This is a genomic window from Aeromonas oralensis, from assembly GCF_049665575.1.
Taxonomy (GTDB): Bacteria; Pseudomonadota; Gammaproteobacteria; order Enterobacterales; family Aeromonadaceae; genus Aeromonas; species Aeromonas hydrophila.
Genome location: NZ_CP187186.1, coordinates 2200647 through 2212865 on the forward strand (window position 1 = coordinate 2200647; position 12219 = coordinate 2212865).

The 12219-nt window shown below is 61.4% G+C and carries 11 protein-coding genes and 1 pseudogene; 9 read left to right on the forward strand and 3 right to left on the reverse strand.

Features of this window, described 5'->3' with window-relative positions; genetic code table 11:
• The first annotated feature begins 97 nt into the window (after positions 1-97).
• The 5 genes from tsaB to rnd all read left to right on the forward strand — a co-directional run bounded on the left by tsaB (position 98) and on the right by rnd (position 5368).
• Complete coding sequence (tsaB, locus tag ACPDZI_RS10365; protein ID WP_438834482.1) at positions 98-799, forward strand: tRNA (adenosine(37)-N6)-threonylcarbamoyltransferase complex dimerization subunit type 1 TsaB; 702 nt, start codon at positions 98-100, stop codon at positions 797-799.
• Positions 800-893: 94 nt separating this feature from the next.
• On the forward strand, positions 894-1409 hold the full coding sequence (locus tag ACPDZI_RS10370) for a Slp family lipoprotein (RefSeq protein WP_042067362.1): 516 nt from the start codon (positions 894-896) through the stop codon (positions 1407-1409).
• An 8-nt stretch (positions 1410-1417) separates the two neighbouring features.
• Complete coding sequence (locus tag ACPDZI_RS10375) at positions 1418-2284, forward strand: alpha/beta fold hydrolase (RefSeq protein WP_411582951.1); 867 nt, start codon at positions 1418-1420, stop codon at positions 2282-2284.
• A 198-nt stretch (positions 2285-2482) separates the two neighbouring features.
• Positions 2483-4159 carry a long-chain-fatty-acid--CoA ligase FadD gene (gene fadD, locus ACPDZI_RS10380; RefSeq protein ID WP_187267911.1) on the forward strand — a complete coding sequence of 559 codons (1677 nt, stop codon included), beginning with the start codon at positions 2483-2485 and terminating at the stop codon, positions 4157-4159.
• A gap of 96 nt (positions 4160-4255) precedes the next feature.
• The gene (rnd, locus tag ACPDZI_RS10385; protein ID WP_438834483.1) at positions 4256-5368 is read left to right on the forward strand and encodes a ribonuclease D; all 1113 of its coding nucleotides are present in this window, start codon (positions 4256-4258) and stop codon (positions 5366-5368) included.
• A 44-nt stretch (positions 5369-5412) separates the two neighbouring features.
• On the opposite strand, the gene ACPDZI_RS10390 is transcribed toward rnd, so the two are convergent.
• The 3 genes and pseudogenes from ACPDZI_RS10390 to dusC form a co-directional block, all read right to left on the reverse strand.
• Positions 5413-6171, reverse strand: a complete 759-nt coding sequence (locus ACPDZI_RS10390; protein ID WP_336988153.1) for a substrate-binding periplasmic protein — start codon at positions 6169-6171, stop codon at positions 5413-5415.
• Positions 6172-6265: 94 nt separating this feature from the next.
• On the reverse strand, positions 6266-6634 hold the full coding sequence (locus ACPDZI_RS10395; protein WP_011706064.1) for a TraR/DksA family transcriptional regulator: 369 nt from the start codon (positions 6632-6634) through the stop codon (positions 6266-6268).
• Between the two features lie 97 nt (positions 6635-6731).
• Positions 6732-7675 (reverse strand): annotated as a pseudogene (gene dusC, locus ACPDZI_RS10400) (tRNA dihydrouridine(16) synthase DusC).
• Between the two features lie 218 nt (positions 7676-7893).
• Between dusC and ACPDZI_RS10405 the strand changes: the two are divergent.
• The 4 genes from ACPDZI_RS10405 (at position 7894) to ACPDZI_RS10420 (ending at position 12119) form a co-directional block, all read left to right on the forward strand.
• A complete protein-coding gene (locus tag ACPDZI_RS10405) occupies positions 7894-8271 on the forward strand; it encodes a YbaN family protein (protein ID WP_011706066.1) in 378 nt (125 codons plus the stop codon).
• Between the two features lie 131 nt (positions 8272-8402).
• Positions 8403-8948 (forward strand): adenine phosphoribosyltransferase, encoded by a 546-nt coding sequence (gene apt, locus ACPDZI_RS10410; RefSeq protein WP_016350746.1) that lies wholly within the window; start codon positions 8403-8405, stop codon positions 8946-8948.
• A gap of 182 nt (positions 8949-9130) precedes the next feature.
• Positions 9131-11674 (forward strand): DNA polymerase III subunit gamma/tau, encoded by a 2544-nt coding sequence (gene dnaX, locus ACPDZI_RS10415; protein WP_438834484.1) that lies wholly within the window; start codon positions 9131-9133, stop codon positions 11672-11674.
• 115 nt (positions 11675-11789) lie between these two features.
• Positions 11790-12119, forward strand: coding sequence for a YbaB/EbfC family nucleoid-associated protein (locus ACPDZI_RS10420; RefSeq protein WP_017408384.1), 330 nt, complete (start codon positions 11790-11792; stop codon positions 12117-12119).
• Positions 12120-12219 lie beyond the last annotated feature (100 nt).

Here is a 12219-nt window from a genome sequence, read left to right on the forward strand (position 1 = left end):
CTGGCGCGGCCGCCAAGCCTTGCGACATTTTGAAAAACTGCTGGCACTGTCTGCTTGCAGATTATGTAATTGACTGATTTTATAGAGATTAGAAAGCATGAACGAGTTGAAGATCCTGGCCGTTGATACCGCCACCGAAGCCTGCTCCGCCGCCTTGCTGGTGGGGGAGCAGGTGTCCTCCCGCTGGGAGGAGGCGCCGCGGGATCACACCCGCAAGATCCTGCCCATGGTTCAGGCTGTGTTGGACGAAGCCGGGATAACCTTGGATGAGCTCGATGCCATCGCCTTTGGCCGTGGTCCCGGCTCCTTTACCGGGGTGCGCATCGGCATCGGTGTGGCGCAGGGCCTGGCATTCGGGGCCGGCGTGCCGCTGATCGGCATCTCCACCCTGGCCGCCATGGCGCAAGGTGCCCATCGTCTGGATGGCGCCGAACAGGTGCTGACCGCCATCGATGCGCGGATGAACGAGGTCTATTTCGGCCGCTATGAGCTGATCGATGGCCGCATGCAGCTGGTGGGCGACGAGGTGGTGAGCGATCCCGCGGCACTGGTTGACGCCCGTGGCAAACTAGCGGGTCGGGTGACCTGCGTCGGTACCGGTTTTGAAACCTATGGCGAAATTTTGAGTGGCCTTGCCGATGAGCTGGCGATGAGTCAGGTGCGTTTCCCGGCGGCGCTGGACATGCTGCCGCTGGCGCGTAGCGCCTGGCTGGCGGGCGAGGCGGTGGCGGTGGAGCAGGCGACCCCGGTCTATTTGCGTGACAAGGTGACCTGGAAGAAGCTGCCGGGTCGCGAATAAGGGCGGGAGTGGCAGCCATGTCGCTCACGCCGATGGGAACATGCCCCATTGCGGGTGGTTGACAGCCGGTTTCATCCGGCCAGAGGAGCGTGACATGTTGAAGCGTGCAATGGTGATCGGGGCCGCAGGCCTCTTGCTCGGTGCCTGCAGCTCGGTTCCGAAAGAGCTGGCCTATGAGCCTGCCAACCAACTGGTGGCCTACCAGCCGGCCCTTGCGGGCCTGGAGGGCAAACCGGCCCGCTGGAGCGGGGTCATCTCGGCGGTACACAACAAGGCGGATCAGAGCGTCATCGAGGTGGTCTATTTGCCGCTCAAGTCCAACGGGGTGCCGGAGCAGACGGAACAGAGCCCGGGCCGTTTTCTGGCCATCATGCAGGGCTTTGTCGACCCGACCCTCTATGCCAAGGGGCGCAGCCTGACGGTGCTGGGCACCATCGACAAGCCGCTCGACAGCCAGATAGGCGAGCACAAATACCGCTTCTCGGTACTCAAGGTGACGGGCAGCAAGCTGTGGCCGCCGGTCAAGGAGGTGGAGGTGCGCTATGTGGATCCCTACTTCTACGACCCCTTCTATGATCCCTACTGGCCGAGACGGCCGCTGCGCCGCTAGGACCGGGAGTGAAGACCGTGCTGCAGGAGCGCTTCCTGACCTTGGCCGATGGCCGCAGGGTGGCCTTGCTTGAGAGTCAGCCAGTGCCGGGTGAGCAGGCCAGTAAACCCTTGCTGGTTGCGCTGCATGGCTGGCTCGACAACAGTGCGAGCTTTGTGCCCCTAGCCCCTTATCTGACTCACTTTAAGCTGGTCTGCATCGATCTGCCGGGGCACGGTCACTCGGATCACAAGGGCACGCCCTATGTCTTCGTCGACTGGCTGGACGATCTCTACCAGATCGCCCAAGCGGCGGGCTGGACGGCATTCACGCTGCTTGGCCACTCTCTCGGTGCCTTGATCGCCTCCGCCTATGCCGGGGTCTTCCCTGAGCAGGTGGAGCGACTCATCCTGCTGGAGGGGCTCGGTCCTCTCAGCCAACCCGACGAGGCAGTGCCGGAGCAGCTGCGCCGCGCCATCCTGAATCGCAGTCGCACCCGTGAGCGAGCCTCCCAGGGCTTTGCATCCATCGATGAAGCGGTGGCGGCGCGCTGCAAGGTGGCCGATATTGGCCCGAGTTCGGCACGCCTCATCTGCGAGCGGCAGTTGGAAGCGCGTGAAGGGCGCTGGCATTGGCGCAGCGATCCTCGTCTTAGAGATCTCTCCCCCATGCGCATGAGCGAAGGGCAGGCCCAGGCGCTGATCCGGGCCATCCGTTGCCCGGTGCTGTTTATCGCCGGCGCAGAGGGTTTTGCCAGCCTGCAGGCACAGTGGCAACAGCGTCATGCAGCATTTGCCCAGATAGAGCGGGTCGTTTTGGCGGGAAACCACCATTTTCATATGGAAAATTCGGCAGAGACCGCGGTTTGTATCGAAAAATTTTGTCAAATTCGGTAGAATCGATGGCTTTCAATAATTCCAGGTTTGTCTTCTCCCTCACATTTTTCCGTTGTTAATTTGCTGTTAATTGATGTTGCCCTATGTAAATATGGGCGGCATTAGAGTATGAGCTTAAAACAACTGCTTGAAATGGATGTGAACAGGGACGGAGGCAACACAGTGAGCGCACAGGTGCTAGTTATGCAGGAGAAGTTCGTGGAAAAAGTCTGGCTGAAGCGTTATCCAGAAGGGGTGCCCGCCGAGATCAATCCAGACCAATACAGCTCCCTGGTCGAGATGTTTGAAGAGTCGGTGACCGAATTTGCCGACCAGCCTGCCTTCGTCAACATGGGGCAGACCATTACCTACCGTCGCCTTGAAGAGCAGTCCCGCGCCTTTGCCGCCTACCTGCAAAACGAGCTCAAGCTCAGTCAGGGTGACAGGGTCGCTGTGATGATGCCCAACCTGCTGCAGTACCCCATCGCGGTATTCGGCATCCTTCGCGCCGGCATGATAGTGGTCAACGTCAACCCGCTCTACACCCCGCGCGAGCTGGAACATCAGCTCAAGGACTCCGGTGCCAAGGCCATCGTCATCGTCTCCAACTTTGCCCATACCCTGGAAAAAGTGGTCTACGACACCCCGGTCAAGCACGTGATCCTGACCCGCATGGGCGACAACCTGGGCCTGGCCAAGGGCACCCTGGTCAACTTCGTGGTGAAATACGTCAAGAAGCTGGTACCCAAATACAATCTGCCCCACGCCAGCACCATGCGCCAGGCGCTGGCCAAAGGCCGCTATCTGCAGTACATCAAGCCCGAGATCAACAACGACGATCTGGCTTTCCTGCAGTACACCGGCGGTACCACCGGCCTCTCCAAGGGGGCCATGCTGACCCACCGCAACATGATTGCCAACGTGGAGCAGTGCCTCGGCGTCTATGGCCCCATGCTGGAACGGGGCAAGGAGTTCGTGGTCACCGCACTGCCGCTCTACCACGTCTTCGCGCTGACCGTGAACTGCCTGCTGTTCATGCGCCTGGGTGGCTACAACCTGCTGATCAGCAACCCGCGCGACATCCCGGGCTTTGTCAAAGAGATCAGAAAGTACCCCTTTACCTGCATCACCGGGGTCAACACCCTGTTCAATGCGCTGGTCAACAACGGCGAGTTCCAGTCGATGGACTTCTCCCGTCTGAAGCTGACCATTGGTGGCGGCATGGCGGTGCAGCGGGCGGTGGCAGAACAGTGGAAAGGGCTGACCGATACGCCGCTGCTGGAAGGCTACGGCCTGACCGAGTGTTCGCCGCTGGTGAGTGTCTGCCCCTATGATCTGACTGATTACAACGGCTCCATCGGCCTGCCGGTCTGCTCCACCGACATTCGTCTGGTGGATGATGCAGGCCAGGTGATCCACGAGCTTGGCAAGCCCGGCGAGATGCAGGTGCGCGGCCCGCAGGTGATGAGCGGTTACTGGCAGCGGCCGGAAGCCACCGCCGAGGTGATGCAGGATGGCTGGCTCTGTACCGGTGACATCGCGGTGTGCGATGAGCAGGGCTTCTTCAAGATCGTCGATCGCAAGAAGGACATGATCTTGGTCTCCGGCTTCAACGTCTATCCGAACGAAATTGAAGACGTGGTGGCGCTGCACCCGAAAGTGCTGGAAGTGGCCGCCGTCGGCGTGCCGCACAAGGTCTCCGGCGAGCTGGTGAAGATCTTCGTGGTCAAGAAAGATGCAAAGCTGCAGGAAGACGAGATTATTGCTCACTGCCGCAAACATCTGACTGCCTATAAGGTACCGAAACTGGTAGAATTTCGTGACGAACTTCCCAAGACCAATGTGGGCAAGATCCTGCGCCGCGTGCTGCGCGACGAGGAGATTGCCAAGCAGTAACCGGCGTGGCGCTGCCAAGCAGCATGCCGTCGTTATGCAAAACCGTGGGTCAGCCCACGGTTTTTTCTTTTGGCCCTGATCAACGCGCAGGCACAGATGCACTATCAACTCATTTCACAGCAAGCCGAACTGGATCAGTATCTCGCCTCCCTGGCCGACGTTCCCCTGGCCATCGATACTGAATTCGTTCGCACCCGCACCTACTATCCCCAGCTGGGCCTGTTCCAGATCTATGACGGTGAGCATCTGGCACTGCTGGATCCGCTGACGCTGGATCTCTCCTCCCTCTGGCAACGACTCGGCCGGGCAGGGCAGATCGCCATCTTGCACGCCTCCGGTGAAGATCTGGAGCTTATCCAGCATCAGGCGGGCCATCTGCCCAACCAGATGCACGACACCCAGCTGGCAGCCGCCTTCCTGGGTTACGGGGTGTCGGTCGGTTTTGGCGCCTTGGTCAACGAGTTTCTCGCGGTGGAGCTGGAAAAGGATCAGGCCCGCACCGACTGGTTGGCGCGCCCGCTCACACCTCGTCAGCTCGAGTACGCGGCAGCCGACGTGTTTTATCTGCTGCCGCTCTACGAGAAGGTGATGGCCAAGTTGCATGAGAGCGGCAAGTTCGCCTGGTTCGAGCAGGAGTGCCAGAACCACTCCGCCCGCAAGACCCAGACCAGCGATCCCCGCCAGGCCTATCTCGACATCGTCAATGCCTGGCAACTCGGGCGCCGCGAGCTGGCCATTCTGCGTGAGCTGGCCGCCTGGCGTCAGCAAGAGGCGGTGCGCCGGGATCTGGCCCTCAACTTCGTGGTCAAAGAGCTGCACCTGTTCAAGGTGGCGGAGCGCAGACCCACCTCCCTGCGCGATCTGAACGAGCTGGGGCTGGCCCCCATCGAGATCAAGATCCACGGCAAACGGATGCTCGACATCGTGGCCGCAGCCCAGCAGAGCGCTCCCGACAGCTGGCCCGAGCCCATTCGTCGGCTGGTGGACTACCCCCAGTACAAGGCTGAACTCAAGCGTATCAAGGGGATGGTGGAAGAGAAGGCCAAGGCCAACAACATTCCGCCCGAGCTGGTGGCCAGCAAGAAGATCATTCACCAGTACTTCACCTGGAGCTGGCGCATGAGCGACGAAGAGCGCGCACGGGCCGACAAGCCGATGCTGCTACAGGGCTGGCGCCATGAACTGGTTGGCCACTTGCTGGCACAGTGATCACAAGATAAAAAAAGGGGCCCTCGGGCCTTTTTTTGTCGGCGTTACTGCAGCGGATAGCGGTAGCGAGCCAGGATCTGCCCGTACTCCGGACTCTGCAGCAGGGCCCGGATCGCCTCATCAAGCCGTTGCAACTGCTGCGGCGTGGTGGTGCGACGACTCAGCATCAGGTGGACCGGGGTCTGCTGGATGTCGAGCAGGGTGGTCAGCTGATCGAGGGGGATCCCGGCCAGATTGAGCTGCTGCAATCCCATGGGGTCCATGACAACTCCCTGGATCCGGCCGGCCAGCAGCAGTTTGATCAGCGGCTCCATTTTCAGCCTGACCAGCAGTCGCTGCTGCATCTGGGGTGACTGCATGAAGGTGCGAAAATCGGTGCCGTAATCAAAATCACGCAGCAGGCCGATGGTGAAGTCCGGCCGGGAGAGCAAGTCGGGGAGCTGGGTTATCTCCTGCCAGCGCCCCTTGTCTTGACGGCGGATAAGCAGCACGGTCTCTTCATTGCGATAGGGCAGGGTAAAGCGGGCATACAGGTTGCGCTCGGCGGTCTGGTTGGCGGACATGGTCAGTTGAATGGTGCCGAACTCCAGCTCGCGCAGCACGCGGGCCCAGGGCATCTCGCTATAGTTGGCGTGAAACCCAGCCCGGTTGAAGATGGCTTCCAGCAGGTCGATATCCAGCCCCTGTAGTTGCTGCTGTTCGTCGCGAAAGCTGAACGGGTGCCAGCTTGACCAGCCCACCAGTAACGATTCTTGCGCCCAGGCGGAGCAGCACAAACACCATAACAACAAGACTCTGTACACGGAGATATCCCTGTTCAGCGTGGTTGTTGTTGATTATTGAATAGAAATGTCGGGCTGACCAGCCCGCAGGAGAGGATGCACGGACGTGCATCCCTCAGAGTTCGTGGGCGTGGAATCCCTTGCGATAGCGGGCTTCGCAGCGCGGGCAGCGTTGCAGGGTCGGGTCCTGTTCCAGCTGTTCGATGGCCAGCGGCTCCTCGCAGTCGGAACAGAGGCCATAGAGGCCCAGATCCATCTGACAGAGGGCGGCATCGATACGCTTGAGGCGAGCCACGCTCTGCTCTACCTTGGGCAAATCGAGGCGGCTGGTCAGATCAACCAGTTGATCCCGCTCGCAGTGATCCACCTTCTCTGCCCACTCGTCACGCCGACAGGCTTTGAGCTGACCGATCAGCTCTTCTCTTACTTGCGCCCAGTCAGTCAGCAGGCGATCACGCCACACGGCCAACTGAGCTTGCGTCATTTCACACACACTAGCCCCCAACAGACGAATTACGAATCTGGGGCAGTATAGGGAAGCGACAGGATTATCAAGATGATATGCGTCAAGTAAAGGACGGTTAGATCACAGTTTTCGACGCCTGCAGCAAGGCATCCCGGATGGGATGGATCTCCTTGAGTACCCGGATTTCCCCAAACAGCCGATCCGCCTCGGGATACTCCCGCTTGAGATAGCTGAACCACTGCTTGATCCGGCTCGGGTAGTAGTCCGCCTTCTCGCTTGCCAAATCCTGCTCGGTGTAGCTCACCATCAGCTGCAGCACCTCGGCCCAGCTCATGTGGGCACAGCCGGTCTTCATCACGTTGGCCAGATTGGGCAGGGAGATGGCGCCGCGCCCCACCATCAGGGTATCGCAGCCGGAGACTTGGGCGCAGGCGAGGGCATCCGCATGATCCCAGATCTCGCCGTTGGCGGTGACGGGAATGGGCAGGGCTCGGCGAATGGCGTCCACATACTCCCAGTGAGCCGGCGCCTTGTAGCCTTCGCGCTTGGTGCGGGCGTGCACGGCCAGCTCGTTGGCGCCGCCTTGATGCACTGCCTGGGCGTTCTCCAGATAGAGCTCTTTGTCATCGTAGCCGAGGCGGATCTTGGCACTCACCGGCAGATGGGCAGGCACCGCCTCGCGCACCGCTTTGACGATGCGATAGATGGTGTCGGGCTCTTTGAGCAGCACGGCGCCCCCTTGCTCTTGTTGACCGTGGGGGCAGGGCAGCCGAAGTTGAGATCGACGCCAGGGGAGCCGAGTTCGATGGCTCGCAGCGCGTTTTCGGCCAGCCATTCTGAGTGTTGGCCCAGCAGTTGTACCCGCACCGGGGTGCCGGCCCGGGTCTTGCCGTCCTGTTTGAGCTCGGGGCAGAGGCGATAGAACACCTTGGCCGGCAGCAGCTGATCGACCACCCGGATGAATTCGCTGACGCAGAGGTCGTAATCGTTGACGGAGGTGAGCACCTCCCGCATCAAGTGATCCAGCACCCCCTGCATGGGGGCCAAAATAACGCGCATAACCGGTTCCGAAGGGCAAACAGAGAAAAAAGAGCGCAGATTGTAGTGGTAACGGGGCAGGTTGTCAGCCGTCACGCCATAGGAATGGGCAGGTTAAGGCCATGATTGGTGCGCAAGCCCCGTGATCCGGGGTATCAGTTGTCATGATAATGGGAATCGTTGTCAACATGGGGGCGGATCCTGTTAGGATGACGCAAGGGCATGCAAGAGGGGCTGCGATGAAACGTTGGTGTTTGATGGGGTTGGGCTGGCTGGCATTCGTTACCGGCATCATCGGCATCGTGTTGCCCCTGTTGCCGACCACGCCCTTCATGCTGCTGGCGGCGGCCCTGTTTGCCCGCTCGTCCCCTCGTTTTCACCGCTGGTTGCTGGCCCATCCCTGGTTCGGACCGCCCATTGCAGACTGGCAGCAGTATCGCGGCATTCGCCGCCATGCGCGGCGGCGTGCCATCCTCTTCATTCTGCTCTCCTTCTCGGTGTCGCTGGCGGTGGTTCCCCTGCTGTGGGTCAGGCTGCTGCTCATTGCCATAATGGTGATCCTGCTCACCTGGTTAATGCGTCTGCCGGTGCTGGAGCCAGTTGCAATGGAGAAGTGAAGTCCCTAAGCTATTGCGGCAATAATGCTATGGAGTCGGCCTGTCATTTTTGCGTGACGGGCCTTTTTATTTCCCGCTGGCGGGAAGCTGAGAGAAACGACCATCTGCGTCGAAAAACAAACGGTCAAACCATGAATCCGGAAACCCTGAAATTTATCGAAGCGAGCATCAAGACCATTCCCGACTATCCGAAGCCGGGCATCCTGTTTCGCGACATCACCAGCCTGATCGAGAATGCCGACGCCTTCAAGGCCACCATCGATCTGCTGGCCAATCACTATCGTGATCAAGGGATCACCAAGATTGTCGGTACCGAAGCGCGTGGCTTCATCTTCGGCGCGCCGGTTGCCTACGCCATGGGTCTGGGCTTCGTGCCGGTTCGCAAGCCGGGCAAGCTGCCCCGCGCCGTCATCGAAGAGTCCTATGCCCTCGAATACGGCACCGACACCCTGCAACTGCACACCGACGCCATCGTGCCCGGTGACAAGGTGCTGGTCGTGGACGATCTGCTGGCCACCGGCGGCACCGTCGATGCGACCGTCAAACTCATTCGCCGCGCTGGCGGTGAAGTGGTTGATGCCGCCTTCATCATCTCCCTGCCATCCCTCGGTGGTGATGCCCGCCTGACTGCCGCCGGCGTCAAGGTGGTTTCTCTGGTCGAACTGCCGGGCGAATAAGCCCCCAATCTGACCAAGCTGGCAGGTCTCGTCAGCCTTGCCTGCGTCCAGACCGGTGCCCGTACGGGCATCGGTTTGAAATTCAAGCGATCCCTCCCGCCCTGGCCGATAGCCGATACAGCCCGCCCCGCATTTGTGTTAGCATCCAGCCTCAATGCCTTGTCATCCCTGCATCGAGATCTATGAGCTATCAGGTTCTGGCGCGTAAATGGCGCCCCCATACGTTTGAACAAGTGGTAGGCCAGCACCATGTGCTGACCGCCTTGACCAACGCCCTGGATCAGGGACGGCTGCATCATGCCTATCTGCTGAGCGGCACCCGCGGGGTCGGCAAGACCACCATCGCCCGCATCCTGGCCAAGAGCCTCAACTGCGAGCAGGGGATCAGCAGCCACCCGTGCGGGGTGTGCGACACCTGCCGCGAGATCGATCAGGGCAACTTCGTCGACCTGCTGGAGATCGATGCGGCGTCGCGCACCAAGGTGGAAGATACCCGCGAGCTGCTCGACAACGTGCAGTACCGGCCGGCCCGTGGCCGCTTCAAGGTCTACCTCATCGATGAAGTGCACATGTTGTCGCGCCACAGCTTCAACGCGCTGCTGAAAACCCTGGAAGAGCCGCCCCCCTATGTGAAGTTCCTGCTGGCCACCACGGATCCGCAGAAGCTGCCGATCACCATCCTCTCGCGCTGCCTGCAGTTTCATCTGAAGAGTCTGGATCAGACCCAGATCGCCAAGCAGCTCGAATGGGTGCTGGATCAGGAGGGCCAACCCTTTGAGCCGCGCGCCCTGTTGGCGCTTGCCAAGGCGGCCGACGGCAGCATGCGCGATGCCCTGAGCCTGACCGATCAGGCACTGGCCCACGGCAATGGCAGCGTGCGCCTCGACAGCGTACTGGCCATGCTGGGTACGCTCGATCACCGCCATCTGCACCAGCTGCTGGAGGCGGTGCTGCGCCAGGATGCGCCGGCCACCATGGCCAAGATCACCGAAATCGCCACCCTGGGTCCCGATTTTGATCAGCTCCACGCCGAGCTGGAAGGGTTACTCCATCGCATTGCCATGGCGCAGCTATTGCCCGCCACCGTTCAGGAGCAGGGGGCGGACGCCGATGCTCTGCTGCAGCTGGCCCAGGCCATGAGCCCGGAAGAGGTGCAGCTCTGCTATCAAATAGTGCTGGGTGGCCGTAAAGACTTGCCCTGGGCGCCCGATGGCCGCACCGCGCTGGAGATGACCTGCCTGCGGATGCTGGCCTTCTCGCCCCGGCGTGAAGTTCTGCACCCCGCCAGCCTGACGGCGCTGCCCCCCGCCATGGGAGGGTTGGCGACAGAGGCGAGAAGTGGCGCAGCGGCGCCGGGAAAGCCCCTGGGGGCTGAGCCGGCCCCGGCTGCCAGCGCAGCGCCACTGGCTCCGTCAGCGGTTACCGCCGCCGCGCCTGCCGCGACCATGGCCCCTGTGGTGATGGCCGAGCAAGCAGCTGTCGAGCCAGCTTTGGAGAGACAGGATAACGGGGCCGAGCTGGATCCGCTGTTTGCCGAGCAGGATGAGTTGCTGCGCGAGGCCGAGCAGATGGGTTACGAGGCGGTGACGTTGCCGGCCGCGTCCGGCAACCTGCCGGCAGAGCCGTCTGTGGCTCCCCCTTCTGTGCCTGTCATGGCCGAGCCCGAGCCAATTGCGCAGGCCGAGGCTGTGGCAGACACAGATACCGTCCCCTCGACGGTCTCCAGCATGCAAAGCCTGCTTGGCAAGCGCAATCTGCTGCGCAGTCGCCTGCGTAGCGAACCGTCTGCGGCGACCAGCGCTGCGCGCACAGCGCCCGCCAAACCGGTGGCTGCCGCCAGACCGGCAACTGCGATACAGCCAGCCGCCACGCCAGCCCCGGCTTTCGAGCCGCAACCGGTGCGGGTTGATGGGCAAGGGCAGGCGTCTGCCCGGCCAGCCCCGCAGACGGGGTATGACGACTTGCCGCCGCTCGATGCCTATGAAGAGAGCGGCAGCGACTACGAAGAGTATTTGAGCCAAGGTTTCAGCGATGCGTTCGCCAGCGCCCCTCTGCCGGAGCGGGCTGCCCAGGCGACATCGCCGGCGTCTATCCCCGCGGCCGTGACACGTCCTCAGTCAGACGATCTGCCGCCCTGGGATCTGGACGGCAGTGCACCTCGGCAGGCTAGCGCTGCGCCTGTTGCGGCCCCCGTGACGGCCTCTCGCGAGGTCGTTGTCAGCGAGCCGGTGCCTGCCGTCTCGGTGATGGAAACCATCGACTGGGACGAGCTGGAGGGTGACAGCCAGCCGCAAGCGGGAGAAGTGGCGGCCAGATTGATCCCGTCCTCCCTGCTGAACAGCTGTGGCGATCCCTGGGCCGAGCTGATTGCTCGCACCGGTGTCGGTGGTCGGCTGCGTCAGCTGGCCATCAACTCGGTCATGAGCCAGCAGGGGGACAAGGTACTGTTGACCCTCAAACCGGAGCAGCGCCATCTGATCAGCGACAGGGCGCGGGCCGATCTGGCCGAGATCATCGGCCCCGAGCTGGGGCAACCGGTGCAGGTGGAGGTCACCCTGGGCAGTGTGCCCGAGCAGGAGACGCCGCTGGAGATAGAACATCGCCTCTATCTCGGGGTGCGTGAGCAGGTCACCCGGGATCTGGAGCAGGATCCCAACGTGCAATTTTTGCAGCAGCGATTTGGCGCCGTGCTTCACCACGACAGCATAGAGCCGCTGAGTCGCTGACAAACATCATGCCGGGCCTAGTGCCCGGTTGAAAAATGGTTTGGCTGTCCCCATTTAGGACGGGTAAACCCACGGCCCGGCGCTGGATGCCGGATTTCAAGACGAGAGACGACATATGTTTGGTAAAGGTGGAATGGGGAACCTGATGAAACAGGCCCAACAGATGCAAGAGCGTATGCAGAAGATGCAAGAGCAGCTTGCCCAGATGGAAGTGGTCGGTGAAGCCGGCGCTGGCATGGTCAAGGTCACCATGGCCGGCAGCCACAGTGTACGTCGCATCGAGATCGACCCGAGCCTGATGGAAGATGACAAAGAGATGCTGGAAGATCTGGTGGCCGCTGCCGTCAACGATGCCGTGCGTCGCGTGGAAGAGCAGAACAAGAGCAAGATGGGCGAACTGACCGGTGGCATGCAACTGCCCCCCGGCTTCAAGTTGCCGTTCTAAGCTCGGCCTGGCAGGGCGCGCCGTACCGCGTTTTTTGCGCACGATGGCGTGACCAGATGACACCGCGGATACAGAGATGTATCCGCGGTGTTTTTTATCC